The organism is Sphingobium sp. (assembly GCA_023266575.1).
Taxonomy (GTDB): domain Bacteria; phylum Pseudomonadota; class Alphaproteobacteria; order Sphingomonadales; family Sphingomonadaceae; genus Sphingobium.
In genome coordinates this window covers 1-23,805 of record JAHFPV010000022.1, presented here as the reverse complement: position 1 = coordinate 23,805, position 23,805 = coordinate 1, and the positions used below count along the sequence as shown (strand labels likewise).

The following is a 23,805-nucleotide window of genomic DNA, read 5'->3' as shown; positions in this document are numbered from 1 at the left end:
ATTCGCTCAGGCGATGCGTTTGACAAGTCAAGGCGCGGCTTTCTCCAGCGCGATGCGCGCTTGGGCGGGGGAATCGGTAAAGGCCGCGTCCACCCCGGTCGCCGCCACCGCGCGGACATAGCCGGCAAAATCGCCCCGGCCCTGCGCGTCATCGGGGCGCTGATATTGGACGGGCAGGAAGAAATTTTCCATCCGCAGCGTCCAGATATGCACCTGTAGCCCGGCATTATGCGCCTGCCCCACCAGCGCGGTCGCGCCGTCATCGGCCAACACCCGGCTGGTCGACGGGCCAATGCCATCGGCATAGTCCGCGATGGCCCGCAACCCTTCCACGCTCATCATTGCGTCATAGGTCAGGTCAGGCCGGTCGGCCGGTCCGCCACTGCTGTCAATCAGCTGGATCAGCCGCAGCCGGGTGACCGCGCGCAGAGCCTGGAGATTGCCGACCTCGAACGACTGGATAAAGACCGGGTCCGCTTCAGTCAGATAGCCATATTGTTCCAGCAGCGCGAGCATCGGCGCCTGATGCGGCAGGCCGATCCCGGCAAAATAGCTGGGATGCTTGGTTTCGGGATAGAGACCGATGCGGCGGCCCGCTTCCGCCTCCTTGGCGCGGACCAGCTTCAATATCTCCTCGAACGTCGGGATGAGGTAGAGGTCGTTGAAGCGGGTGTTGGCGGGGCGCAGCAAGGGCAGACGTTCGCGCGCGCGCAGGGTGCGCAGTTCGGCCAAGGTGAAATCTTCGGTAAACCAGCCGGTCACCGCCGCGCCGTCGATCGTCTTGGTCGTCTTGCGATCGGCAAATTCGGGATGGTCGGCGACGTCGGTCGTGCCGCTGATTTCATTTTCGTGCCGGGCGACCAGCACGCCATCCTTGGTCAGGACCAAATCCGGCTCGATAAAGTCCGCGCCTTCGTCAATCGCGCGTTCGTAAGAAGCGAGCGTATGTTCCGGCCGTTCGCCGCTGGCCCCGCGATGGGCGATCAACAAGGGTTCGGCCATGGCGATCTCTACCGGCAAAAGGAGGAACAGCAACGTCAGGCAGGCGCGGATCAGGCGCCGCCCGCTCATGCTATGGCACCTGCCAGCGCATTCTCATAGGTCGTCGCCTTGAAGCCGACGATGGTCTGCTTGCCCGTGTCCAGGATCGGGCGCTTGATCATCGACGGGTTGGTCATCATCAGCAGGATCGCCTTGTCCGCGTCGATATGCGCCTTGTCCCCGGCATCCAGCGCCTTGAAGGTGGTACCGGAACGATTGAGGATGGTTTCCCAGCCATGTTCCATCACCCATTCCTCCAGCTTCGCCTTGTCCACGCCCGACACTTTATAGTCGTGGAAGCTGTAGGAGACGCGCTCATTATCGAGGAAATTGCGCGCCTTCTTGATCGTGTCGCAGTTTTTGATGCCGTACATCGTGATCATGGCGACTTACCCTTTGAATGCGGTGACTTCGATTTCGATTTTCATGTTCGGCTTGATCAGCCCAGCCACGACACAGCTAGCGGCGGGGCGGATGGTGCCGAACACCGGCGCGGTCGCCTGACCCAGTTCGTCCCAATAGGCGGGATCAGTGATATAATAAGTGACGCGCACCACGTCGGCAAAGGCAAAGCCCGCTTCCTCCAGCGCCGCGTCAATGACCTTGAGCGCGTTGGTTGCCTGATCGGCGACGCTGTCGGGCATAGTCTTGGTTTCAGGATCAGTGCCGGTGGTGCCGGCGACGAAGCACCAGTCGCCCTGGACGACGGCACGGGAATAGCCGACCTGCGCCTCAAAGGGCGAGCCGGACGAAATAAGCTGGCGGGACATGACGGATTCCTGCTGCAGTGCGAAAGGATCGCGCCCGCCCTTGCCCCCTTGGCCCGATGCTGTCCAGTGGATTCAGCGACGCCTAAGCGGAACGGCGGGCGATGCGGACCGTTGGGAAGGGATTGAAGCTGTTACAGGAGAGCGTCCATGGCCCACCCTATCCCCGACAATGATATCGACGACAATGCCGAACAGAGCGAAGCGGGAACGCAGGCGCAGGACGTGGCGGAGTCCGCACGGACGCGGGCTACGGACCTGAGCGAGGATAGCGAACGCGGCGGACACAGCAATCCGGCGCAGATCATACCCGATGACGTGCCGGACCTGGTCGACACGATGAATGCCATGAACCGGTCCGGTCGGATCGACATGGATGCCTATGCCGGGGAACCGGCGATGGATGACGAGGACGGGGCGGAAAGCGACGAGGACTGACGCCTTCGATCAAGCGGCTGCGCTGCCACCGTCCAGCGCGAAATTGATCATGCCGCGCGCCATATGCCCCAGCGCCTGTGCCATCGCGTCGCCTATGGCGGGGTCCATATCTTGCTGACCCGCTATGGCGCAGGTCATCGCCAGCGCCCAATCGTCGGCCAGCGCGGGGGTGATCGGGAAGGCGCGGTGGAGCGACATGACGCACTGGCCGCGCCCGAACCAGTCGCGCGGGCCGCCCAGCCAGCCGGACAGGAAACGGGTCAGGCCATGACGGACCGGCCCCAGATCGGCTGCATGGAGCGCGCGCAGGTCAGCATAGAGGCTGTCCTGTTCGATGAGGTCATAGAAGCGGTTGACGATCGCCGCGACCACCGGTTCGCCGCCGATGCGGACATAGGGGCTGGGCGGCGCGGTGGCGTTCATCGACTGGCTCCATTTCGGATGAAGGAGGGGTCAGCATGACGCATGTAAAGCGCGCGTCATTGATCCGCGTCAAAGCCGATCCTCACCGGATCGGCGAGAGGATGGACCGGCTTTAACGCCCTCTTTGCCAATGGCCGCCTATTCTGGCGGCATGGCGAGACAGAGATATGGACGAACGCAACGGCGCAGCGCGGGCTTTAGCGGCCCGGCGATCATCTACGCGCTGTGCCTGGGGCTGCTGGTTGGCTGGTACGGGCCGGTGTGGATGGAGCGCGGCGCGTGGCCGCGGCTGGAAATGCCCCGGCAAAGCGCGCCTGCCGATACGCTGTCAGCGGAATTCGGCTTTTGCTACAGCGGCGGCGGGGTCAATTGCGTGGTGGATGGCGACACATTCTGGTTCAGCGGCGAAAAATACCGGATCGCCGATATCGACACGCCCGAAACCCATGGACCGCGCTGTGCTGCCGAGGGCGCATTGGGCGCACGGGCGACGGAGCGGTTGCAGGCGCTAATGAATGAAGGCACCTTTTCGCTGGAAAGCGGCGATCGGGATACCGACCGCTATGGTCGGGCGCTTAGGGTCGTGACGCGCGGCGGCGAATCGATCGGCGGGATGCTGGTGGCCGAAGGATTGGCGCGCGAATGGGATGGGGCGCGGCGGTCCTGGTGTTAAAAAGGGCGGACGCGCAACGCCCGCCCCTTCATTCAACTTAGCGGCAGTTCAGGCTGCCACGGTCGATTTCACGGCCCAGCAGTGCGCCTGCGCCGCCGCCGATCAGGATGCCCGCGACATTGGACTGGCCACGGTCGATCTGGCTGCCGAGCAGGCCACCGAGCGCCGCACCGACGATCAGGCCGGTCGTGCCGTCCGAACGGCGGCAATAATAACGATCGTCATAGCCGCGATAGATGCGGGTGCGGCGATCGACGCGGATGGGCTGATAACCGGCGCGATAATAGCGGTCGGGGCGATAGCTGCGGCCATAGCGCGGATCGGGGCGGTTCCAGTCATAGCTGTACACCGGGCGGCCGGGCTGGCGATAAGTAACGCGGCGGTCGTCCCGGCGGTCATGACGCCAGTCACGGCGGTCATCGCGGCGGTCGGCGCGACGCTCCTGCCGGTCATCGCGGCGGTCTGCGCGTCTATCATGACGATCATCCCGACGGTCCGCCCTGCGGTCCTGGCGATCATCGCGCCTTTCGCGATTGTCGCGGCCCGGCTGGGCGAAGGCGGGCGCGGCCGCAAGCCCGGTCAGCGTCATTGCGCCGAGCGACAGGGCGGCAATGGCCTGTCTGAAAGTGAATGTCATGGGCGGGGTCCTTCGATTGGGTGCAGTGTTAAATGTCAGAACCGCCGACGATAGAAGATGTTGCATGAACGATACAAAACCGCCCGTTCATCGTAGAGCAGGATGAGGCGGGGCGGGATGGCGGCAGAATCGCCACCAACCGAAGCTGTATAGTGAAATTGGGTGATGCCCGGATCGTTCAGACACCCGACAGTCTGGCCGTCAGCCCTGATCCTGATAGGCCATCTGGAGTATGCCCCAGTGCCGTCCCTTTACATGGATCGACGCGATCACCTGTTTCAGCAGGATGACGTCGCCGGACGCGGTCAGGCGGCGATAGGCCTTGATGCAGAAGGGTTGGGTCGTGCGACATTGTTCGCGCGTGTCGGGAAAATCGAAGATCAGCCCCTGCCGCGAATATTCCGCATTCCATGGGTCATCGCCCGGACGCTGGGGATGGGCGCGTTCGGGCATGGCGACCGCGCCAAAGGCGTTGCGGTCGGTAAAGGTCATGCCGAACAGGCCGGTGAAGGCGCGGGCCTTGTCCTGCTGCGCGCGCGCGGCGGGCAGCATCACATCCTGCACGGGATGGCTATATTGTTGCGGATTGGTGCCGGGGATCGGTGTGGGATAATCGCTGAACAGCGCCGCTTCGCTGATCTGCCCGCTATCGATTGCCTGCTCGATCGCGCGGCTGACGATCTCGGCCGATTCCAGACTGAAACTGATATAGGGCGAATCGGGAATCGCGACCCCGCTTTCGGCCAGATATTGCAGCAGCATGTTGGTATCTTCGCTGGCGGTCGATACGCGGCCCGACAGCCTTTGCAGGCCACCCGCATTGTCCGCCGACGTGCTGGCAAGCGCAGCCAGGCCGGAGCGGATTTCGCCCGCCGACCCAACGATGGACGCGATCCGTTCGGCCACGCCCTCGCTATTGCTCGACAGGTCGACCATCAATGATCCCAGCCGTTCGACAAGCGCCTCTATGTTGCGCGTGTCCGATTGCGCGGTGCGCGCGGTCTGCGCGCCGCGGTTGATACTGTCGAGCATCCCGCCCGCTTCGCCGGTCAGCGCCGCGATCGACTGTTCGATCGTATGGGTCGCAGCGCCCGTTTCCTGCGCCAGCTTCTTCACTTCGGCTGCGACGACGGCAAAGCCGCGCCCGGCATCGCCCGCGCGCGCCGCCTCGATCGTGGCGTTGAGCGCGAGCAAATTGGTCTGGCTGGCAATGCCGCTGATCACATTGGTAACATGGGCGACGGTCTTGAGCGCTTCGCCAAAACCGTCCAGCCGATCATGGATGCGGCTGACCTGATCGATCAGGTCGACAAACACATGGTTGGCGGCGGACAATTGCCGGCCCGAATCGTCGATGATGGAACGGGCGGCAATCGCCTTGGCACGCGCATCCTGCCCGGCATTCGCCACGCTTTCGCCATCGTGCGACAATTGCGTTGCCGCGCCGCTGATCGCTTCGATCGTGCGCGCCTGCTGCGTCACCCGGTCGGCCAGTTCGCTGATGTCGGCCTGTAAATCGAGCGTACGGATGCCCAGGTCGCCCGACAATTTGGCCACCTTCATCACCGCTCTTGCAACGGTTTCGGATTTTGCTTCGCTACCCACGGACAGAGGGCTAATCCAACATGGTAAAGGAAAGATTAGCGATGCGTCAGAGCGATCCGGCCAGCGCCAGCACCACGCCAGTCACGACCAGCAGCAGCCCGATCGCCTCGCTGCGCTGCATCTGTTCCTTGAGGTAAAAATGCGCAAAGCCCATGGTGAAGGCCACCTCGACCTGACCCACGATCCGCACCAGTGCCACTGGCGCAGTCGCAAAGCCGGTGAACCAGCAGGCCGACCCAAGGGCCGAGAGCATCCCGACCTGTCCCGATACCCGCCAGGTAGCAAAAACGCGCCGCATCTCACCGGGTTCGCGCGCCAGCAGCCAGCAGCCCTGCATGACGGTCTGGAGCGCGACCGTCACCGCCAGCACGACCAGCGCTGCAAGAATCGGATCGCCGGTTTCCACTTGCTGCGTTGCGCGTCGGATGCCGATCGCGGTCAGCGCGAAGAAAAATCCCGACGCGATGCCGCATAGTGCGGCGGGCTGGCCCAGCGCGCGGACGAAATCCATCGCGCTCATCCGTTTGCCACCCGTCGAGAGCAGCATCACCCCCGCCACGCCGGAGCCGATCCCGGCCCAGGCGAGCGGCGACAAGCGTTCGCCCATGAGCAGAAAGGACAGGAGCGCGCCCTGCACGGCTTCGGTCTTGGAATAAGCCGTGCCGACGACGAAATTGCGATGGCCGAACGCCAGGATCAGCAGGTTGGTCGCAATGATCTGCGCCAGCCCGCCGCCGATGCAGAAGAGCAGGAACAACGGCCCGACGGCGGGGAGGGTCGCAGGATTGGCCAGCCAATATCCGCCCAGCAGCATCAACGCGAACGGCAGGCCGTAGAGATAACGCACCAGCCCCGCCGCATTGAGCGACAGGCTCTGGCTCACCCGCCGCTGGACGGCCGTGCGCCATGCCTGCACGCCACCTGCCATCAGCGTTGCGGGCAGCCAGATCGGGGAACTGATCATCGCGCCGCTATAGTCGCCAGGCGCTCTGCGTCATCCCATCATCACCAGCATGGTGAAAAACAGTGCCAGCGCGAGGCAGGCGAACATATAGAGCAAAGGCAGCCGCCACAGCGCGCCAAGGCGCGAGAGGCTGTAGGCATCCTTCATCTGCCGGTACATGTGCCAGGCGGCGTAAAGCAGCAGGGCGGTCGTCAACAGACCGGCGGTGACGTGCAGCGCCGACAGCAGCATCGACAGCGAAAAGAGCAAGGACATGAAGGCGATCGAATAGGTCACATAGATCGCATGATCATACATTTTGAAGCGGCGGCTGAACGGGAAGAGCAGCCATACGAACGGCATGGAAAACAGGATCAGCGCCCAGGAGAATTTATAGGCGTTGGCCTTGAGCTTGTAATAGGCCAGTTCCGGGTCCTTCGCTGCGGCGCTGACCACCTCCCCCACCGTGGCGGCGACCCCGCCATTCATGCCCTCACCGCGCAGACTTTCGGTCATGTTGGCGGCAAGCGAAATGCCCTGCCTCTCGTCACGCGCCTCGCCCAGATCCTCGTTCAGCGTCGCGCGCTGTGCCGGGGTCAGACCCGGTGCCTTCAGCCGCGTCTCGATCTTCGCAATCTGCGCGTCGGCCTTCGCCTCCTCGGCGCGCAGTTCGGCGATCGCGCCATCGTCCATCTGCACCATCTTGCCCGCACTGGCGCCATGGCCGCTGGTCAGCGAGAAGATGGCGTACATCAGGAAGGCACTGAACAGGAACAGGGCGAAGGGCGACACGAATTTCGCCCGCTCGCCATGGATGTAGCGCCGCGTCAGCTTGCCCGGCCGTAGCGCCAGTTCGGGCAATGTCCTGAATATCTTGCCCTCAAAATGCAGAACGCCATGGGCCAGATCATGCCCGATCGCGCCGAAACTGCGGTGAACATGCGCCGCCTGCCCGCATTGCGCGCAATAGGCTCCGGCGAGTGTCGCGCCACAATTGAGGCAAGCCCCATGGCCGTCATGCTCTGACTCGCCATGCCCCGGCTCGACCGCGCGCGCGATCATGCCTCCGGTAATGGCGTCCCCCGCCGCGTCGATTTCCCCCGTCATGGGGAACAGGATAACAGCGGTGTATGACGCTTGCCAGACAGTTGTTGCGTTTAGCTCGGCTTGACGCTGGGCAGGCCATGGCGTGCCCAGTCCCGCCCCATCGTCCAGTTCGCCTCCAGCCGCACCAGCGGATTGGGCGCACACCAGATTTCGCCACTGTCGGACAAGCCAGTCACCCAGATCAGATTATGCTCCTGCCCATAATCGATGACGGCCAGGGCATAGCCCTTCCCCTTGCCCTCCACATGGACGGGTAAGGGTGGGTCGAGTTGCGTGAAGGACATGGGACTGGCTCCGGGATAAGGATGCGGAGACAATGCCGGGTAGAGGCCGGGGTTCCAGGCGCTTGATGCAGGTTGGTGCGATTACCTGATCCTCCCCGCGCGAAGCGGGGGGAGGGGGACCGGCCGAAGGCTGGTGGAGGGGAAATGCGCAACGGTCGAGAATGTACCGCACAACCGCATCAAGATCAGCCAGCACATCGGTGGCCCTGATCCGAATGATCCTTACGCCTTGCGCCGCAATCCATGCATCGCGCTGCATATCATGCGCCATTTGGCGGGGATCGTCATGCACAGCCCCGTCCACCTCGATGGCGATCCGCGCGGTGGCATAATAGAAATCCAGCACATAAGGGCCAAGCGGGTGCTGCCGCCGAAACTTCAGCCCTTGCGGCTTGACACGCATCCATTGCCATAAAGCTATTTCGGGCGGTGTCAGGGCGCGCCGGAACTTGCGCGCTTTCTCAACGGTCTTTCTATTTGGAGGCATGGCGCATCTCCCCTCCACCACTCGCTTCGCGAGCGTTCCCCTCCCCATCTTGCGATGGGGAGGATCATTCCGTCACACGCCCTCCAGCAGCCCTTCGCGCTTGATCTTCTCCTGCCAGACCAGGGGAGCGAGGTGGTGGACATTCTGGCCTTCGCTATCGACCGCGACGGTCACGGGCATGTCAGCCACATCGAATTCGTAAATCGCTTCCATGCCCAGATCTTCAAAGCCCACGACCTTGGCCCCCTTGATCGCGCGCGCGACCAGATAGGCGGCGCCGCCGACCGCCATCAAATAGGCGCTCTTATGCTTGGCGATGGCTTTGGTCGCCGCCACGCCGCGTTCGGCCTTGCCGACGCAGCCCAGCAGGCCCTGCTCCAGCATCATGTCCATGAAGCTGTCCATGCGCGTGGCGGTGGTGGGACCAGCGGGACCGACCACTTCGTCGCCGACCGGATCGACCGGGCCGACATAATAGATGACGCGGCCCTTGAAATCGACCGGCAGGCTCTCGCCGCGGCTCAGCATATCCTTGATCCGCTTGTGCGCGGCGTCCCGCCCGGTCAGCATCTTGCCGTTGAGCAGCAGCCGGTCGCCATGCTTCCAGCTCTGAACAATCTCCGGCGTCAGCGTGTTGAGGTCGACGCGGATCGCCTCCTTGCTCGGCGTCCAGTTGACGTCGGGCCATTCGGACAATTTGGGCGCTTCCAGATAGGCGGGGCCGGAGCCGTCCAGCGTGAAATGGGCGTGGCGGGTGGCGGCGCAGTTGGGGATCATCGCCACGGGCTTTCCCGCCGCATGGCAGGGATAGTCGTAAATCTTGACGTCAAGGATGGTGGACAGGCCACCCAGACCCTGCGCGCCGATGCCCAGCGCGTTGACCTTGTCGAAAATCTCGACCCGCATCTTCTCAATCTCGGTCTGCGGCCCGCGCGCCTTGAGTTCGCCCATGTCGATCGCGTCCATCAGGCTTTCCTTGGCCAGCGCCACCGCCTTTTCCGCGGTGCCGCCAATGCCGATGCCCAACATGCCGGGCGGACACCAGCCCGCGCCCATCTGCGGGATCATCTCCAGCACCCAGTCGACGATCGAATCGCTGGGGTTCATCATCTTGAACTTGGTCTTATTCTCACTGCCGCCACCCTTGGCCGCGACGTCGATGACGACCTTGTTGCCCGGCACCATTTCGACCGACAGGACGCAAGGGGTATTGTCCTTGGTATTCTGACGGCTGAACGCCGGATCGCGCAGGATCGATGCGCGCAGGCGGTTTTCGGGGTTGAGGTAGGCGCGGCGCACGCCCTCATCGATCACGTCCTGCATCGAGCGGCTATTGTCATCCAGCCGGCATTCCATGCCCCATTTGACGAACACATTGACGATGCCGGTGTCCTGGCAGATCGGGCGATGCCCCTCCGCGCACATGCGGCTGTTGGTCAGTATCTGGGCGATGGCGTCCTTGGCCGCCGGGCTTTGCTCCGCCTCATAGGCTTTGCCCAGCGCGCGGATATAATCCATCGGGTGATAATAGCTGATGAACTGAAGCGCGTCGGCGACGCTCTCTATCAGGTCGGCGGTCTTGATGAGCGTCATCTTACCCAGATCCCTTATGTCTGCGGCCCGGCCCTGCACGGCGGGTTCCTGCACGGGCAGCGGCTAGTCAGGAATCGCCCGCCTGTCCAGAGAGGCGCAGCTTAGCCACCCGCAAAGGGGAAATTGTGCCACCACGGTTCCTTCTCTGCCAGCACCCGCGCAAAGCTGGGCCGCGCCACCAGCCGGGCGAGATAGGCGGACAGGCGCGGATGGTCGCTGCCGATCGGCACAATCTTGTCGGCATAGAAGAGCGCCGGGGCCGCCGCGCAATCGGCCAGGGTGAAACTCTCCCCCACCGCCCAGCCATGCGTGCCGATCCGCGACTCCAGCAGGGCATAGGCTTTCGCGATCAGCGCGCGGGCCTGCCCTACGCCATAAGGATCGCGCGAGTCGGCCGGGCGCAGCCGGTCGGCAACGATCGCCTGCATCGGCGTCATGACATAATTGTCGAACAGCCGGTCCATCATCCGCACCTGCAACGCCGCGTCGGGATTGAGCGGAATCGGCCGGAACGTACCCGGCTCATGGGTCATCAGATATTCGATGATGATGCTGGCTTCGGCGACGATCGTGTCGCGGGTCGAATCGCGCAGCAGCGGGAATTTGCCGATCGGCCACAGCGCCAGCCATTCCTGCGCGACGCCCTCCTCCTCCATCATTCGGGGCGTGAAGGGCGTGCCATTTTCATAAAAGGCGATCAGCACCTTCCAGCAATAGGAAGAGAGCGGGTGATAATAGAGAATCATCGGTCGGCCTTTGCGTCGGGTGAACAGGACGGGCGGCGGTCTGCTGGAGGCACCATCATAACGCCTTTTGCGCGCACCACGCATTTGCGTGGCAAGGCAAAATTATTTTTTATGCCGACTTTTCCCGCTTGTCTTTCCGGGGAGCGAGGAAAGTCCGTGCGTCGCTGCGTTGCAGCGGGCGAAATCAGCGACGAAAGGAATCGGAACAGCGACGAGCTGAGTCCCTAAACCGTCATTTACCCTCTTGCGCCCAAAACAGGCTATGGCACTATCTGTGGTATCGGGTAAACGGGGGTCACCCAACAGATTGTGATTGCGTCGCTGGACCAGTTTTCAGCGCAAGGGGGCTTTTGTCGCTGCAATCCCGTCAGTTGGTCCCATTTCCGCCCCGTCGCGATACGGTATCTGCTAAGGTGTCGGCACCTGCCGAACCAGCTTGACCGAATCGAACGGAACAGGAACATTGGGGGTTGAGCATGGATTTTCGTGATAGCGGACAGGGTGGAACAAACGACGTGGCGACTGTGATGGATGATGTGATGGACCGGGTGAGCGAACAGCCTGCCGCGCCGACCAAGGCGGAGCCTTTATCCTCGTCCGCGGTGCAGGAACGGCGCTTCGACGTCGTGACCGATCCGTCGCGCGACGCACTGCTGACCGAGTTTGGCAAGGACACGCTGAACGACCGCTATCTGCTGCCCGGCGAAAGCTATCAGGATCTGTTTGCCCGCGTCGCGGCGGCCTATGCCGATGATCAGGGCCACGCCCAGCGCGTCTATGACTATATTTCGCGCCTCTGGTTCATGCCCGCCACCCCGGTCCTGTCCAATGGCGGCACCGGGCGCGGCCTGCCGATCAGCTGCTATCTCAACAGCGTGGACGACAGTCTGGAAGGCATCGTTAACACCTGGAACGAGAATGTCTGGCTGGCCTCGCGCGGCGGCGGCATCGGCACCTATTGGGGCAGCGTGCGCGGCATCGGTGAGCCGGTCGGCCTGAACGGCAAGACGTCAGGCATCATCCCGTTCGTCCGCGTCATGGATTCGCTGACGCTGGCGATCAGCCAGGGCAGCCTGCGCCGTGGCTCTGCCGCCTGCTATCTCGACGTGTCGCACCCGGAAATTGAGGAGTTCCTCGAAATCCGCAAGCCATCGGGCGACTTCAACCGCAAGGCGCTCAACCTGCATCATGGCGTGCTGCTGACCGACGAGTTTATGGAAGCGGTGCGCGACGGTGCTGACTTCCACCTGCGCAGCCCCAAGGATCAGTCGATCCGCGGCACCGTCAACGCCCGCGCCCTGTTCCAGAAGCTGGTCGAAACCCGGCTGGCGACGGGCGAACCCTATATCGTGTTCAACGACACGGTGAACCGCATGATGCCCAAGCATCATCGCGATCTGGGGCTGAAAGTCTCGACCTCCAACCTCTGCTCTGAAATCACCCTGCCGACGGGTCGCGACCATCTCGGCAATGACCGCACCGCCGTGTGCTGCCTTTCCTCGATGAACCTGGAAACCTGGGACGAGTGGAAGGACGAGAAGCTGTTTGCCGAGGATATCATGCGTTTCCTCGACAATGTGCTGCAGGACTATATCGACCGCGCCCCGCCCGAAATGGCGCGCGCCAAGTATAGCGCCAGCCGCGAACGCTCGGTCGGGCTTGGCGTCATGGGCTTCCACAGCTTCCTCCAGGCGCGCGGCATCCCGTTTGAGGGGGCCATGGCCAAGTCGTGGAACCTGCGCATGTTCAAGCATATCAAGAGCCAGGTCGACGAAGCCTCGATGCAACTCGCGATCGAGCGTGGCCCTTGCCCCGATGCTGCCGATCAGGGCGTGATGGAGCGTTTCTCCTGCAAGATGGCGATCGCGCCGACCGCATCCATCTCCATCATCTGCGGCGGCACGTCGGCCTGCATCGAGCCGATCCCGGCCAATATCTACACCCACAAGACGCTGTCGGGCAGCTTCTCGATCAAGAACCCCTATCTGGAAAAGCTGCTGGTCGAAAAGGCCAAGGATTCGACCAATGTCTGGAATTCGATCCTGGAGCATGGCGGCTCGGTCCAGCATCTCGACTTTCTGAGCCAGGAAGAGAAGGACACGTTCAAGACCAGTTTCGAGATCGATCAGCGCTGGCTGCTCGAACTGGCCGCGGACCGCACCCCCTATATCGACCAAGCGCAGTCGCTCAATCTGTTCATCCCCGCCGATGTGGAAAAATGGGACCTGCTCATGCTCCACTTCCGCGCATGGGAACTGGGCATCAAGTCGCTTTACTATCTGCGGTCGAAGAGCGTGCAGCGCGCCGGTTTTGCCGGCGGCGTGGAAGCCGACAACACGATCGACGCGCCCAAGTTTGAGATTGGCGAGACCACGGACTATGACGAGTGTCTGGCCTGTCAGTGACGCGCATAGCCATGGGCGTAGCGCGACGGTCCATACCGCCGCGCCACCCGGCTTATTTTTCTTCTTCGAACGTCACGGCAACATCGCCATTGGCGCTCAACCGCACGGTGCCGTCGCTTTCGATGTCGGCGATCAGGCCTTGGGAAATATAGTGATGATGCCCTTTGTGGCTCCCTTCCCCGCTGTCCTTCTTGGTCAGCTTGATGCGGTCCCCGTCCATATGGTCGACGGTGCCGACATGCACGCCGTCTGCGCCGATGACTTCGGCATGTTCCTTGATTTGGCTGAATTCAACCATGATTGCGCTCCTGTGAAGGGGGTGGTGTGTCTTGAACGCGCCGTACCCGCACTGGTTGCGCCTACCCTTTAAAGCGGAGCCGTCCCATGTCCCTTCTCAAAGCCTCCAAAGTCTACAAGCCGTTCGAATATCCATGGGCCTATGAGTTCTGGAAGCGCCAGCAGCAGCTGCACTGGCTGCCCGAAGAAGTGCCTTTGGGCGAGGATTGCCGCGACTGGGCGCAGAAGCTGTCCGATCATGAGCGCAACCTGCTGACGCAGATTTTCCGCTTCTTCACCCAGGCCGACGTGGAAGTGCAGGATTGCTACCACGAAAAATATGGCCGCGTGTTCAAGCCGACCGAGGTCAAGATGATGCTGACCGCGTTCAGCAACATGGAAACCGTCCATATCGCGGCCTACTCGCATCTGCTCGACACGATCGGGATGCCCGAAAGCGAATATTCGGCCTTTCTCCAATATAAGGAGATGAAGGACAAGCATGACTATCTGCAACAGTTCGGCGTCGATACGGACGAGGATATCGCCCGCACCCTGGCCATGTTCGGCGGCTTTACCGAAGGCTTGCAGCTGTTCGCCAGCTTCGCGATGCTGATGAACTTCCCGCGCTTCAACAAGATGAAGGGCATGGGGCAGATCGTCACCTGGTCGATCCGCGACGAGACGCTGCATTGCGAGGGCATCATCAAGCTGTTCCACGCCTTCTGCGCCGAACGCCAGTGCCTGACCCCCGCGGTCAAGGACGACATCATGGACATGTGCCAGAAAACCGTCCGTATCGAGGATGCGTTCGTCGATCTGGTGTTCGAAATGGGTCCGGTCCCCGGCATGACGCCCAAGGACATCAAGAAATATGTCCGCTACATTGCCGACTGGCGGCTGGGCCAGCTGGGCCTGAAACCCATCTACATGATCGACGAGCATCCGCTCCCCTGGCTCGCCCCGATGCTGAACGGCGTCGAACATGCCAATTTCTTCGAAACCCGCGCGACCGAATATTCAAAGGGCGCGACGCGGGGCCAGTGGAACGAGGTCTGGGACGCGTTCGACCGCCGCAAGACCCGCGCGGCACCGGCCAACGCGGACGATGCCACCGACCCCGACATGTTCAAGGCGGCGGGCATCGCGGCGGAGTGATTGCCAAATTCGTGAAGGGCATCGGGGTGACATTGCTGTTTGCAATGGTTGCCCTGTGCCTCGCCGTGACGATCGTACCGCCCTTCCTGGACCGCATCTATTATGAAGGGCCGGAAAGCCGCCATTATGACGGCGCGCATTTCTTCAATCCCGATGGTGTGATCGACGTGCCGGCCCCGCCGGGGACGAGCCGGCAGGGCTTTATCGCCCGCTGGCTGCTAGGCAATGACGACCGGCCGCCATGGCCCGACTCTATTGCAGTCAAGCCAGCCCGCCCTGCGCCTTTTGCCGCGCCGCGCGGGATGGTGGCGACATGGGTGGGCCATGCCACGGTGCTGGTGCAGGCGGCGGGCATCAACATATTGACCGACCCGATCTGGTCGGACCATGCCAGCCCCCTGCCCCCCTTCGGCCCCAAGCGGGTCGCGCAGCCGGGCATCCGCTTCGATGATCTGCCCAAGATCGACCTGGTCGTGCTGAGCCACAATCATTACGACCATATGGACCTGCCGACGCTGAAACGACTGTGGGACCGCGACCGGCCCAAGATCGTCACCAGCCTGGGCAATGACACGATATTGAAAGCGCATGGCATCCCGTCGACAGCGCTGGACTGGGGCCAGTCGGTCAGCGGCGCGGCGCTCAATGGCCTTGCGCCGCAGGCGGTGATCCAGTGCGGCAATTACGAACATTGCCCCGACTATCGCGTCCATGTGACCCGCAACCATCATTGGGGCAGCCGCTGGGGGGCAGATCGCAACCGGGCGCTCTGGTCGAGCTTTTTGATCGAAACGCGCGCGGGCAATATCTTCTTTGCCGGCGACACCGGCGCGGGCGACATGGGCTGGCCTTATGAGGCCACGCGATTCGGGCCGATCCGGCTGGCGCTTATTCCGATCGGCGCCTTCCGCTTCTGGAAGGGGCAGATGGCGTCGGACGCCCATATCGGCCCGCAACAGGCGGTGGAAGTGTTCAAGCGGCTGGGCGCATCGACCGCGATCCCGATCCATTGGGGGACGTTTCGCCTGTCCTACGAACAATGGGATACGCCACCCCGGATGCTGGACCTGTTCCTGGCGTGCGAAGGCATCGCGCGCCAGCGCTTCGCCCCGCTGCGGATCGGCCAGTCGCTGATGGTGCCGGGCTATTCGGCGGTGCCGCGCGGCAAGGGACGATGTGACCGGCGCGCGATCAGGGCGCTGGAATAGGATTTCTACCAAACCCGTTCGCCCTGAGCCTGTCGAAGGGCCACACTTCTTGAAGAAAAGTACAAGGCTTCGACAACCCCGGATCCAGTCCGGGGCCGAACGGGTTTAGGGACAAGTCACCCCTTGGGACATTCTCCCACCCGCGTGCCGGAAAGGTCATAGGTTGCACGCAGCACCGCGCCGCCGCCTTCCGATTGGGTCATGGTTTCGCCCAGTGTCAGCGTATCGGCAGTATAATTGCCTTCCACCGCAATCTCCGACGTACCCTTGCCCGCCGTGCAGGCCAGCGTCGCGATCAGGCGGCCCTTGCGCGCCATCTTGTCCTTATAGGTGCAGGCAGTGCCGTCCTTGCCCGCCAGCGCAGCGGCGTTCGGCATTCCTTCGGCATCGACGGTGAGGCAGATCTTGTCCTCGCTCACCTGTTTGAGCGCCGCCTGATATTGCGCCGGGGTGATGGTGGGGGTGTTGTAACCGGTGGTCTTGCGGGTCAGCACCCACTCGCCCGCCTGCATCAGGATCGGCGCTTCCTCCGCCTGCGGCGCGGGGGCCGGTTCGCTACAGCCGCCAACGGCCAGCATCATCGCAAGCGGGATCGCCGCCAGCACGGTCTTTTGCATATCCTCTCCCCCGTTCTCTTAATCGGAACGGGGGCAAGGCTCTACCCGTCGCGGCCAAAGCGCAAGCGGAAATACGAGGGGATTATTCCGCCGTGGTGCAGGTCGGTCCGATCCACTTGCCTTCGGACCGCGCCTTCATCGCCATGGCCGCGCCGTTAGGGCCGCCTGCCATCTTCATGTCCATATCCATCGCATAGGCCTCCCCGCCATAGGTGCCGGACATGGTGGCCGTCATCGTGCCGCCATCCGCCTTGCACGACACCTGCCCCTTCACGCTGCCGCCGCTGACGGCGAAGCCCTGATAGGTGCAGTCCTTATTCTCCTGACCGGAAAACATCTCGCCGCTGGGATTGGCCGCTTCTTCGGGGGTGACGCAATATTTGAGCGAAGTCTGGCTCATCATGCTCTTCATCTGTTCCTTCATGCCAGCAGGCGCGCCCGGCATATTGGACAGGTCGATATCCTGCACGGTGAAGCGCCCCTCCCACTGGCCCGGCTTCAACTGCACCTTGTCGACCGCAGCCTTGACCTCCTCCTTGGTCATCGAGCCGGTGGCCGGCGCGTCACCGGGCTTGTCCCCGCAGGCAGCGAGCAGCAGGGTCATGGTGGCGGCGGCAAATACAGCTCTGATCATCGCTTATCCCCTCATCGCGTCGGCATGGGCTGGGCCGTGGATAGCGGAGCATATCAAGCCGGTGCGACATTGCAAAATTGTCGCCGAAATGGATGGGATTGAGCATTTTGTTCTTGGTTTGTTCTCATTATCACGTTAGGTCATTTCCCGCAAATCGGGGGATGCGCGAATGCCGGGGAATGAGTCGAGCCGACAGCCAGAACGGGCAGCCTTCAATCTCTATCTCCGCACAGGTCGGCGAGCGGACCTGCCCCCGCCCGTGCAGGTCGAAGTGAAATTCAACCCGTGGCACGACGAAGAGGATGGGCGGTTCACCTTTGCCGGACAAGGTCGTTACTTTCCGCGCGGCGGTGGTAATCGCGCGCAGGCAGGTGGAACCGGGGCTAGCGGACAGGTGCGGAGACCGGCCCGGCCGGATAGCGATCGCGCGCCGGATCGCCGCCACCTGCGCCCCGATCATCCCGGCAACCATTCGACCCATATCGTGCAGCCAGGCGATACGCTGACGCGCATTGCGGCGCGGCGCAAGGGGCTGACGGCGCGCGATCTGGCATGGTTGAACCAGCATCCACTCGACCGGCCGCTCAGCATCGGCCAGCGGATCAAAGTGCCGCATCAGGCCTATCTGGATGCCGGACGTGCGGCCAAGAACAAGTTTCTGGCGCTAGCCTATTATATGGACATGCATGGCGGAAAGTTGCCGCCCGACCCAGCCAATCCACCGTCGCTGGAAAGCCAGCTCCTCGACACGAACTGGCGCAAGGAGACGAAAAATGGCTATGATTTCCAAATCGATGTCATTGCGCGACCGAGGCAAGTCGTTGCTGTGCTTACAGACGGCCCGATTGCTGCGCGCTCATGACGCGCTCAGGCTCGGGCGGGGCATCCCGATCGCCGTCCGGGCGATGATGGCGGGCATTTTATCGCTGCTCGCTTCAATGGTCCCGGCGACAGCGTCAATCATTTCGCCCAGGATCGGATTTTCAACCGCGGTGCCTATCGCGCCATGGAAGATGGTTGGGCGAGGAATTTGCGAGACGGCAAAAGCGTCGTCGTTCATATCGTTCCGCTATATGAGGGAACCTCCAAACGGCCTTATCGCATCAACGTCACATGGCGCGTCAACGGCAAAGAAGAATTTAGGGATTTCTCAAACGAAAGCAAAGGCAAGCCCCGTGACCGATAAACTTGACGCCTTGGGGCCGCTCATGAACGAGATTGGACTTGAATTGGCCGCCCTGGTCGGCGGCGATCCAAATGGTGTTTTTCTTTATGTGGAAATCGGCGAGGGTTGGGTGAGTCCCAGCGTTTTTAAGGACGAGGGAGAAGTCATCCGCTATTATAATCCACGTGAGACAAATCTTAGCGATATGCTGTGGGAAGCTTGGTATCTCGAACCAGATGGACCAAATATGCGATGGTCGGTTCTGGAATATACCATCCAAGACAAAAAATTCCACGTCAGCATGAAATATCCCGAAGAGGTCAACGTAGAGATCGTCGATGACGAACGGCGCGAAGCCGCCCTGCGCGCCCGTTTCGGCGACAAGCCGGTTGTCTATCCACCCCCGCCCAAAGGCGCGTTCGAGTTGAAGCCCTGACGTCAATTGCGTCCTGACGCAAAGACCCCATATTGTCCCCATGGCCATCCAGATCCGCACCACGCTCGACGAACCCGATACCGACGCCAGCTTCGTGCCGCACCGGCCTGCGCGCCCCGACAAGAGCGAGGGAGGGCGTCCCTTCACGCTGGTGAGCGATTATGAGCCGTCGGGGGACCAGCGCACCGCGATCCCCGAACTGGTGGAACAGGCGCTGGCCGGGGAGCGCGATCAGGTGCTGCTGGGCGTCACAGGCTCCGGCAAGACCTTTACCATGGCCAAGGTGATCGAAGCGTTGCAGCGCCCGGCGCTGATCCTGGCGCCCAACAAGATTCTCGCGGCGCAACTCTATGGCGAGTTCAAAAGCTTCTTTCCCGACAATGCGGTCGAATATTTCGTCAGCTATTATGATTATTACCAGCCCGAAGCCTATGTCGCGCGGTCGGACACCTATATCGAGAAGGAAAGCAGCGTAAACGAGAGCATCGACCGGATGCGTCATTCGGCCACCCGATCGCTGCTGGAACGCGACGACTGCATTATCGTCGCATCCGTCTCCTGCCTCTATGGTATCGGCTCGGTCGAAACCTATTCGGCCATGACCTTCTCGATGAAGAAGGGCGGGATCGAGGATCAGCGCGAGATCATCCGCAAGCTGGTCGCGCTTCAATATAAGCGCAATGATGCAGGCTTTGCGCGCGGCAATTTCCGGGTGAAGGGCGACAATCTGGAGATTTTCCCGTCCCATTATGAAGATACCGCGTGGCGCGTCAGCTTCTTCGGCAATGAGATTGAGGCGATCGTCGAGTTCGACCCGCTGTCGGGCAAGAAGGTCGCCAGCCTCGATTATGTGAAGGTCTTTCCCAACAGCCACCATGTCACCCCCGGCCCGACGCTCAAACAGGCGATGGAGGCGATCCGTTTCGAGCTGACCGAGCGACTGAAGGAGCTGGAGGCGGAGGGCAAGCTGCTGGAGGCGCAGCGGCTGGAGCAGCGGACCAATTTCGACCTGGAGATGATCGCTGCGACCGGCAGCTGCGCGGGAATCGAAAATTACAGCCGCTTCCTGACCGGGCGTCTGCCCGGCGAACCGCCACCGACCCTGTTTGAATATCTGCCCGAAAATGCGCTGCTGTTCGTCGATGAAAGCCATCAGACCGTGCCGCAGATCGGCGCGATGGCGCGGGGCGATCATCGGCGCAAGATCACCCTGGCCGAATATGGTTTCCGCCTGCCCAGTTGCATCGACAACCGCCCGCTGCGCTTCAACGAATGGGACGCGATGCGACCGCAAACGGTCAGCGTCTCCGCCACGCCCGGCAAATGGGAAATGGAGCAGACCGGCGGCGTGTTCAGCGAACAGGTGATCCGCCCCACCGGCCTCATTGACCCGCCGGTCGAGATCAAGCCGGTCGAGGATCAGGTTGATGACCTGATCAACGAATGTCGCAAGGTCACGGCCAACGGCTATCGCACGCTCGTCACCACGCTCACCAAGCGGATGGCGGAGGATCTGACCGAGTTCATGCATGAGGCGGGGATCAAGGTTCGCTACATGCACTCAGATGTCGAGACGCTGGAGCGCATCGAGCTGATCCGCGACCTGCGGCTTGGTATCTATGACGTGCTGATCGGCATCAACCTGTTGCGCGAGGGTCTGGACATTCCCGAATGCGGGCTGGTGGCGATCCTCGACGCGGACAAGGAGGGCTTTTTGCGTTCCGAAACTTCGCTGATCCAGACGATCGGTCGCGCGGCGCGGAACGTCGACGGTCGCGTCATCCTTTATGCCGACCGGATCACCGGCTCCATGGAGCGCGCGCTGAACGAAACCGGGCGCAGACGCGAGAAGCAGGAAGCCTATAACCGCGAACATGGCATCACGCCGACCACGATCAAGCGCAACATTGGCGACATCATCGCCCATGTGTCCAACAAGGACAGCGTGCTCATCGAAACCGGCGACGCCGACCGGCCCCACATGGTCGGCCACAATCTGCGCGCCTATATCGAGGATCTGGAAAAGAAAATGCGCGCCGCCGCCGCCGACCTAGAGTTTGAGGAAGCCGGCCGCATCCGCGACGAAATCCGCAAGCTGGAGGCCGAGGAGCTTGGGTTGCCGCATGAGCAACAGGTGGCGGCTCCAAGGGGCCGTGCGACCGAGGGCAAGCCGGGGACGCGGAAGTTGCGATATGGGAAAACGCAAAGAAAATTTTAGTTACCCAGTAAACGACTTTCACGCTTTAAGTGATTGAAATATAAGATTCAGTGGTTAACTAAAAATTATAAGACGGTGCTAAAATTGCACGCTTTTTCAGCTTGTTATGTCAATGAATGGCGTCGCATCATGCGACAAAACCCCTTGTAGACAGCGCACATTTTTGCATTATGAAAAGGCTTGCTCTGAACAGGACAAGCCGATGATCCGCTCCTTCGCCGATCCCGAAACCGAAAAAATCTGGCTGGGCCAACATAGCCGCAAATTGCCCCCTGACATCCAGAATCGCGCTTATAACAAACTCAGGATGCTTGACGCTGCCGAACATCTCGACGACCTCAAAAATCCGCCCGGCAATCGCCTTCATGCGCTTTCGGAGGATCGGGCAGGACAGCACAGTATTTCCATAAACATGAAATGGCGTGTATGCTTCGTTTGGAAAGATGGAGACGCCCATGACGTCGAGATTGTCGATTACCACTGATTCTGACTGGCTGAAAAACGATCATGCCGGGGAAATGCTGGTATCAGAGTTTATGGAGCCGCTTAATCTGTCGATTGAGGGAATGGCTGAACTTGTCAAAGTTACGCCTGAACGGCTGCGTTTGGTAATCGATGGATCATGTCCGATGGATGCGGAACTCGATCTGCGCCTTGGTCGCTATTTCGGCATGACGGAAGGTTTTTTCCTGCGGTTACAGGCTCAATATGCCCTGTTGGAGGCAAAGCGTGCGCTGAATGGGGAATTGGAAAGCATCGTGCCGCGCGCTGCCTGACCTTCCATGCATTTACACCCCATCTAGCCGCTTCGCCTCCATTGATTTGACCCAAACGGACTTTCCGCGCGAACGGCGAGGGGATGGTGCAAAGCGCGACCTGCCCTGGGAGAGCCAGCAAAGCAAAACTGGATAATCCCGCGCCGAGCTCTACATAGCGCCTATGCCGCCTGACATGCCCACATCTGCGCCCTTGCCCCCTGTCTGGGCGACGCTTCGGCGCTTCCTGCCCTATTTGTGGCCAGCGGACGCACCGGCGCTGCGGCGGCGGGTGGTGGTCGCCATGCTGTGCGTGCTGGCGGCCAAGGCCATCAGCCTGGCCATGCCCTTTGCCTACAAGGCCGCGATCGACCGGATGGTGCCGGGGATGGAACCGGCCGCAAGCCTCGCCATCGCGCTGGTCGCGGTCTATGCGGGCGCGCGTTTTGGCAGCGTGTTGTTCGACAATCTGCGCAATGCGGTGTTCGAGAAGGTCGGGCAGGAGGCCGGGCGGCGGCTGGCCGATGATGTGTTCGTCCATCTCCACCGTCTGTCGCTGCGCTTCCATCTCGACCGGCGCACGGGCGCTGTCACCAAGATTGTCGAGCGCGGCACCAAGAGCATCGACACGATGCTCTATTTCCTGCTGTTCAACATCGCCCCCACCGTGCTGGAGCTGGTCGCGGTCTGCACCATCTTCTTCGTGAAGTTCGGCGCGTGGCTGGTCATCGTCACGCTGGCGATGGTCGCGCTCTATATCTGGTTCACCCGCACCGTGACCGAATGGCGCAACCAGCTGCGCCGCGACATGGTGGACATGGACACCAACGCCGTCGCCCATGCGGTCGACAGCCTGCTCAATTTCGAGACGGTCAAATATTTCGGCGCGGAAGAACGCGAGGCGAAACGCTACGGCACATCGATGCGGCGTTACGCGCAGGCGGCGGTCAAGAGCGAGAATAGCCTGGCCTGGCTCAATATCGGCCAGTCGCTGATCACCAACCTGATGATGGCGGGCGCGATGGGCTATACCGTGTGGGGATGGAGCCGCGGGCAGTTCACCACTGGCGACGTGGTGCTGGTCAATACGCTGCTGGCCCAGCTGTTCCGGCCATTGGACCTGCTCGGCATGGTCTATCGTACGATCCGCCAGGGGCTGATCGACATGGAGGCGATGTACAAGCTGATGGACACGCGCCAAGAGATTGCCGACGCGGACGGCGCCCCTGCCCTGGTCCCGTCCGGCGGCGAAGTGCTGTTCGATCATGTCCGCTTCGGCTATGATCCCGAACGGGAGATTTTGCACGATGTCAGCTTCACCGTGCCTGCGGGCCGGACGCTGGCGATCGTCGGGCCATCGGGCGCGGGCAAATCCACCATCGCGCGCATCCTGTTTCGCTTCTACGATATTCAGGGGGGCCAGGTCAGCATCGACGGCCAGGATATTGCCGGCGTGACGCAGGCCTCGCTGCGCGCGGCCATCGGCATCGTGCCGCAGGACATGGTGCTGTTCAACGACACGGTCGGCTATAATATCGGCTATGGCCGCGAAGGCGCGAGCCAAGCGGAGATCGAAGCCGCCGCCAAGGCCGCGTCGATCCACGACTTCATCCTCAGCTTGCCCAAGGGGTATGAGACCCGCGTGGGCGAACGGGGTCTGAAACTGTCAGGCGGGGAAAAACAACGGGTGGCGATTGCCCGCACCCTGCTGAAAGACCCGCCAGTGCTGGTGCTGGACGAAGCGACCAGCGCGCTCGACAGCCGGACGGAGAATGAGATTCAGGACGTGCTGCGCAACATCGCCCGCAAGCGGACCACCCTGATCGTCGCGCACCGCCTGTCCACCGTGGTCGATGCCGACGAAATCATCGTGCTGGACCAGGGCCGCATCGTCGAACGCGGCCGCCACGCCGATCTGGTGCGGGCGGACGGTCTCTATGCCGTGATGTGGAACCGGCAGGCGGCCGAGCGGGAGGATATGCCGGTCGAGCCGGGGATAAGCGATGTGTTTGAGGTGGTGCGGGAATAAACCATTTTCCATTCGTTTCGAGCGAAGTCGAGAAACGTCGCGCACAGGTTTCTTGCATCTTGCGGTTGACCTGAGAGCAGTTGCATTCGGGTTGACCGTCTGGGGTGGCCACCCCAGACGGTCTGACGGATGGGACCGTGGGTTTCTGGGTTAGAGCCGA

27 protein-coding genes are annotated in these 23,805 nt (G+C 61.9%); 12 read left to right on the top strand and 15 right to left on the bottom strand.

Going from position 1 to position 23,805, the window contains the following annotated elements; translation table 11 throughout:
• Positions 1-27: 27 nt before the first annotated feature.
• Genes Q0D44_RS16730 through Q0D44_RS16720 form a run of 3 tightly spaced genes read right to left on the bottom strand, consistent with a single transcriptional unit; the run spans position 28 to position 1,811 of the window.
• Complete coding sequence (locus Q0D44_RS16730; protein WP_294138072.1) at positions 28-1,071, bottom strand: glycerophosphodiester phosphodiesterase; 1,044 nt, start codon at positions 1,069-1,071, stop codon at positions 28-30.
• Complete coding sequence (locus Q0D44_RS16725) at positions 1,068-1,424, bottom strand: ArsC family reductase (protein ID WP_017181978.1); 357 nt, start codon at positions 1,422-1,424, stop codon at positions 1,068-1,070. Before Q0D44_RS16725 ends, Q0D44_RS16730 begins: the two co-directional genes overlap by 4 nt.
• 6 nt (positions 1,425-1,430) lie before the next feature.
• Positions 1,431-1,811, bottom strand: a complete 381-nt coding sequence (locus Q0D44_RS16720; RefSeq protein WP_294138071.1) for a RidA family protein — start codon at positions 1,809-1,811, stop codon at positions 1,431-1,433.
• 147 nt (positions 1,812-1,958) lie between these two features.
• Here Q0D44_RS16720 and Q0D44_RS16715 point away from each other — a divergent pair, with 147 nt between their 5' ends.
• Positions 1,959-2,246, top strand: a complete 288-nt coding sequence (locus Q0D44_RS16715; RefSeq protein WP_294138070.1) for a hypothetical protein — start codon at positions 1,959-1,961, stop codon at positions 2,244-2,246.
• Between the two features lie 9 nt (positions 2,247-2,255).
• Here the strand turns inward: Q0D44_RS16715 and Q0D44_RS16710 are convergent, their stop codons facing one another.
• The gene (locus Q0D44_RS16710) at positions 2,256-2,669 is read right to left on the bottom strand and encodes a globin (protein WP_294138069.1); all 414 of its coding nucleotides are present in this window, start codon (positions 2,667-2,669) and stop codon (positions 2,256-2,258) included.
• A 151-nt stretch (positions 2,670-2,820) separates the two neighbouring features.
• On the opposite strand from Q0D44_RS16710, the gene Q0D44_RS16705 reads away from it, so the two are divergent.
• Positions 2,821-3,342, top strand: a complete 522-nt coding sequence (locus Q0D44_RS16705) for a thermonuclease family protein (protein WP_294138068.1) — start codon at positions 2,821-2,823, stop codon at positions 3,340-3,342.
• Between the two features lie 37 nt (positions 3,343-3,379).
• Here the strand turns inward: Q0D44_RS16705 and Q0D44_RS16700 are convergent, their stop codons facing one another.
• The 8 genes from Q0D44_RS16700 to Q0D44_RS16665 form a co-directional block, all read right to left on the bottom strand.
• Entirely contained in the window at positions 3,380-3,979 is a 600-nt protein-coding gene (locus tag Q0D44_RS16700; protein WP_294138067.1) for a glycine zipper 2TM domain-containing protein, read from the bottom strand.
• Positions 3,980-4,180: 201 nt separating this feature from the next.
• On the bottom strand, positions 4,181-5,542 hold the full coding sequence (locus Q0D44_RS16695; RefSeq protein ID WP_294138066.1) for a methyl-accepting chemotaxis protein: 1,362 nt from the start codon (positions 5,540-5,542) through the stop codon (positions 4,181-4,183).
• A gap of 88 nt (positions 5,543-5,630) precedes the next feature.
• Positions 5,631-6,548 (bottom strand): EamA family transporter, encoded by a 918-nt coding sequence (locus Q0D44_RS16690; RefSeq protein ID WP_294138065.1) that lies wholly within the window; start codon positions 6,546-6,548, stop codon positions 5,631-5,633.
• 30 nt (positions 6,549-6,578) lie between these two features.
• On the bottom strand, positions 6,579-7,634 hold the full coding sequence (locus Q0D44_RS16685) for a DUF3667 domain-containing protein (protein WP_294138064.1): 1,056 nt from the start codon (positions 7,632-7,634) through the stop codon (positions 6,579-6,581).
• Between the two features lie 50 nt (positions 7,635-7,684).
• Positions 7,685-7,918, bottom strand: coding sequence for a hypothetical protein (locus Q0D44_RS16680; protein ID WP_294138063.1), 234 nt, complete (start codon positions 7,916-7,918; stop codon positions 7,685-7,687).
• Positions 7,821-8,405 carry an endonuclease domain-containing protein gene (locus Q0D44_RS16675; RefSeq protein ID WP_366009726.1) on the bottom strand — a complete coding sequence of 195 codons (585 nt, stop codon included), beginning with the start codon at positions 8,403-8,405 and terminating at the stop codon, positions 7,821-7,823. The genes Q0D44_RS16680 and Q0D44_RS16675 overlap by 98 nt, the downstream gene beginning before the upstream one ends.
• A gap of 72 nt (positions 8,406-8,477) precedes the next feature.
• On the bottom strand, positions 8,478-9,998 hold the full coding sequence (locus Q0D44_RS16670; RefSeq protein ID WP_294138062.1) for a fumarate hydratase: 1,521 nt from the start codon (positions 9,996-9,998) through the stop codon (positions 8,478-8,480).
• Positions 9,999-10,099: 101 nt separating this feature from the next.
• Positions 10,100-10,744 (bottom strand): glutathione S-transferase family protein, encoded by a 645-nt coding sequence (locus Q0D44_RS16665; RefSeq protein ID WP_294138061.1) that lies wholly within the window; start codon positions 10,742-10,744, stop codon positions 10,100-10,102.
• A 476-nt stretch (positions 10,745-11,220) separates the two neighbouring features.
• On the opposite strand from Q0D44_RS16665, the gene Q0D44_RS16660 reads away from it, so the two are divergent.
• Positions 11,221-13,149 carry a ribonucleoside-diphosphate reductase subunit alpha gene (locus Q0D44_RS16660; RefSeq protein WP_294138060.1) on the top strand — a complete coding sequence of 643 codons (1,929 nt, stop codon included), beginning with the start codon at positions 11,221-11,223 and terminating at the stop codon, positions 13,147-13,149.
• A gap of 52 nt (positions 13,150-13,201) precedes the next feature.
• Here the strand turns inward: Q0D44_RS16660 and Q0D44_RS16655 are convergent, their stop codons facing one another.
• Positions 13,202-13,447, bottom strand: coding sequence for a DUF2171 domain-containing protein (locus Q0D44_RS16655; RefSeq protein ID WP_294138059.1), 246 nt, complete (start codon positions 13,445-13,447; stop codon positions 13,202-13,204).
• Between the two features lie 86 nt (positions 13,448-13,533).
• Between Q0D44_RS16655 and Q0D44_RS16650 the strand changes: the two genes are divergently transcribed.
• Positions 13,534-14,583, top strand: coding sequence for a ribonucleotide-diphosphate reductase subunit beta (locus Q0D44_RS16650; protein WP_294138058.1), 1,050 nt, complete (start codon positions 13,534-13,536; stop codon positions 14,581-14,583).
• A gap of 44 nt (positions 14,584-14,627) precedes the next feature.
• Positions 14,628-15,791: an MBL fold metallo-hydrolase gene (locus tag Q0D44_RS16645; protein ID WP_294138089.1), complete on the top strand. Its 1,164-nt coding sequence runs from the start codon at positions 14,628-14,630 to the stop codon at positions 15,789-15,791.
• A gap of 116 nt (positions 15,792-15,907) precedes the next feature.
• Here the strand turns inward: Q0D44_RS16645 and Q0D44_RS16640 are convergent, their stop codons facing one another.
• Both Q0D44_RS16640 and Q0D44_RS16635 read right to left on the bottom strand, forming a co-directional pair.
• Positions 15,908-16,408 carry a DUF3617 domain-containing protein gene (locus tag Q0D44_RS16640; protein WP_294138057.1) on the bottom strand — a complete coding sequence of 167 codons (501 nt, stop codon included), beginning with the start codon at positions 16,406-16,408 and terminating at the stop codon, positions 15,908-15,910.
• Positions 16,409-16,490: 82 nt separating this feature from the next.
• Positions 16,491-17,042 carry a DUF3617 domain-containing protein gene (locus Q0D44_RS16635; RefSeq protein ID WP_294138056.1) on the bottom strand — a complete coding sequence of 184 codons (552 nt, stop codon included), beginning with the start codon at positions 17,040-17,042 and terminating at the stop codon, positions 16,491-16,493.
• 169 nt (positions 17,043-17,211) lie between these two features.
• On the opposite strand from Q0D44_RS16635, the gene Q0D44_RS16630 reads away from it, so the two are divergent.
• The 7 genes from Q0D44_RS16630 to Q0D44_RS16600 all read left to right on the top strand — a co-directional run bounded on the left by Q0D44_RS16630 (position 17,212) and on the right by Q0D44_RS16600 (position 23,645).
• Positions 17,212-17,904 carry a LysM domain-containing protein gene (locus Q0D44_RS16630; RefSeq protein ID WP_294138055.1) on the top strand — a complete coding sequence of 231 codons (693 nt, stop codon included), beginning with the start codon at positions 17,212-17,214 and terminating at the stop codon, positions 17,902-17,904.
• 60 nt (positions 17,905-17,964) lie between these two features.
• A complete protein-coding gene (locus tag Q0D44_RS16625; RefSeq protein ID WP_294138088.1) occupies positions 17,965-18,228 on the top strand; it encodes a DNA/RNA non-specific endonuclease in 264 nt (87 codons plus the stop codon).
• Between the two features lie 22 nt (positions 18,229-18,250).
• Entirely contained in the window at positions 18,251-18,643 is a 393-nt protein-coding gene (locus Q0D44_RS16620) for a hypothetical protein (RefSeq protein ID WP_294138087.1), read from the top strand.
• Between the two features lie 40 nt (positions 18,644-18,683).
• Positions 18,684-20,861, top strand: a complete 2,178-nt coding sequence (gene uvrB, locus Q0D44_RS16615; protein ID WP_294138054.1) for an excinuclease ABC subunit UvrB — start codon at positions 18,684-18,686, stop codon at positions 20,859-20,861.
• A gap of 202 nt (positions 20,862-21,063) precedes the next feature.
• Complete coding sequence (locus Q0D44_RS16610; protein WP_294138053.1) at positions 21,064-21,345, top strand: type II toxin-antitoxin system RelE/ParE family toxin; 282 nt, start codon at positions 21,064-21,066, stop codon at positions 21,343-21,345.
• Entirely contained in the window at positions 21,317-21,637 is a 321-nt protein-coding gene (locus Q0D44_RS16605; RefSeq protein ID WP_294138052.1) for a HigA family addiction module antitoxin, read from the top strand. The genes Q0D44_RS16610 and Q0D44_RS16605 overlap by 29 nt, the downstream gene beginning before the upstream one ends.
• 163 nt (positions 21,638-21,800) lie before the next feature.
• Positions 21,801-23,645 carry an ABC transporter ATP-binding protein/permease gene (locus Q0D44_RS16600; RefSeq protein ID WP_294138051.1) on the top strand — a complete coding sequence of 615 codons (1,845 nt, stop codon included), beginning with the start codon at positions 21,801-21,803 and terminating at the stop codon, positions 23,643-23,645.
• The last annotated feature ends 160 nt before the right edge of the window (positions 23,646-23,805 follow it).

What these genes read in the sequence shown, in the direction of transcription:
- Q0D44_RS16720 (WP_294138071.1), bottom strand. Translation starts at nt 1,811, where the DNA reads ATGTCCCGCCAGCTTATTTCGTCCGGCTCGCCCTTTGAGGCGCAGGTC.
- Q0D44_RS16600 (WP_294138051.1), top strand. Translation starts at nt 21,801, where the DNA reads ATGCCGCCTGACATGCCCACATCTGCGCCCTTGCCCCCTGTCTGGGCG.
- Q0D44_RS16680 (WP_294138063.1), bottom strand. Translation starts at nt 7,918, where the DNA reads ATGTCCTTCACGCAACTCGACCCACCCTTACCCGTCCATGTGGAGGGC.
- Q0D44_RS16635 (WP_294138056.1), bottom strand. Translation starts at nt 17,042, where the DNA reads ATGATCAGAGCTGTATTTGCCGCCGCCACCATGACCCTGCTGCTCGCT.
- Q0D44_RS16700 (WP_294138067.1), bottom strand. Translation starts at nt 3,979, where the DNA reads ATGACATTCACTTTCAGACAGGCCATTGCCGCCCTGTCGCTCGGCGCA.
- Q0D44_RS16645 (WP_294138089.1), top strand. Translation starts at nt 14,628, where the DNA reads ATGGTTGCCCTGTGCCTCGCCGTGACGATCGTACCGCCCTTCCTGGAC.
- Q0D44_RS16690 (WP_294138065.1), bottom strand. Translation starts at nt 6,548, where the DNA reads ATGATCAGTTCCCCGATCTGGCTGCCCGCAACGCTGATGGCAGGTGGC.
- Q0D44_RS16620 (WP_294138087.1), top strand. Translation starts at nt 18,251, where the DNA reads ATGAACGAGATTGGACTTGAATTGGCCGCCCTGGTCGGCGGCGATCCA.
- Q0D44_RS16695 (WP_294138066.1), bottom strand. Translation starts at nt 5,542, where the DNA reads ATGAAGGTGGCCAAATTGTCGGGCGACCTGGGCATCCGTACGCTCGAT.
- Q0D44_RS16650 (WP_294138058.1), top strand. Translation starts at nt 13,534, where the DNA reads ATGTCCCTTCTCAAAGCCTCCAAAGTCTACAAGCCGTTCGAATATCCA.
- Q0D44_RS16640 (WP_294138057.1), bottom strand. Translation starts at nt 16,408, where the DNA reads ATGCAAAAGACCGTGCTGGCGGCGATCCCGCTTGCGATGATGCTGGCC.
- Q0D44_RS16630 (WP_294138055.1), top strand. Translation starts at nt 17,212, where the DNA reads ATGCCGGGGAATGAGTCGAGCCGACAGCCAGAACGGGCAGCCTTCAAT.
- Q0D44_RS16665 (WP_294138061.1), bottom strand. Translation starts at nt 10,744, where the DNA reads ATGATTCTCTATTATCACCCGCTCTCTTCCTATTGCTGGAAGGTGCTG.
- Q0D44_RS16705 (WP_294138068.1), top strand. Translation starts at nt 2,821, where the DNA reads ATGGCGAGACAGAGATATGGACGAACGCAACGGCGCAGCGCGGGCTTT.
- Q0D44_RS16655 (WP_294138059.1), bottom strand. Translation starts at nt 13,447, where the DNA reads ATGGTTGAATTCAGCCAAATCAAGGAACATGCCGAAGTCATCGGCGCA.
- Q0D44_RS16710 (WP_294138069.1), bottom strand. Translation starts at nt 2,669, where the DNA reads ATGAACGCCACCGCGCCGCCCAGCCCCTATGTCCGCATCGGCGGCGAA.
- Q0D44_RS16725 (WP_017181978.1), bottom strand. Translation starts at nt 1,424, where the DNA reads ATGATCACGATGTACGGCATCAAAAACTGCGACACGATCAAGAAGGCG.
- uvrB (WP_294138054.1), top strand. Translation starts at nt 18,684, where the DNA reads ATGGCCATCCAGATCCGCACCACGCTCGACGAACCCGATACCGACGCC.
- Q0D44_RS16715 (WP_294138070.1), top strand. Translation starts at nt 1,959, where the DNA reads ATGGCCCACCCTATCCCCGACAATGATATCGACGACAATGCCGAACAG.
- Q0D44_RS16675 (WP_366009726.1), bottom strand. Translation starts at nt 8,405, where the DNA reads ATGCCTCCAAATAGAAAGACCGTTGAGAAAGCGCGCAAGTTCCGGCGC.
- Q0D44_RS16605 (WP_294138052.1), top strand. Translation starts at nt 21,317, where the DNA reads ATGACGTCGAGATTGTCGATTACCACTGATTCTGACTGGCTGAAAAAC.
- Q0D44_RS16670 (WP_294138062.1), bottom strand. Translation starts at nt 9,998, where the DNA reads ATGACGCTCATCAAGACCGCCGACCTGATAGAGAGCGTCGCCGACGCG.
- Q0D44_RS16660 (WP_294138060.1), top strand. Translation starts at nt 11,221, where the DNA reads ATGGATTTTCGTGATAGCGGACAGGGTGGAACAAACGACGTGGCGACT.
- Q0D44_RS16730 (WP_294138072.1), bottom strand. Translation starts at nt 1,071, where the DNA reads ATGAGCGGGCGGCGCCTGATCCGCGCCTGCCTGACGTTGCTGTTCCTC.
- Q0D44_RS16685 (WP_294138064.1), bottom strand. Translation starts at nt 7,634, where the DNA reads ATGACGGGGGAAATCGACGCGGCGGGGGACGCCATTACCGGAGGCATG.
- Q0D44_RS16610 (WP_294138053.1), top strand. Translation starts at nt 21,064, where the DNA reads ATGATCCGCTCCTTCGCCGATCCCGAAACCGAAAAAATCTGGCTGGGC.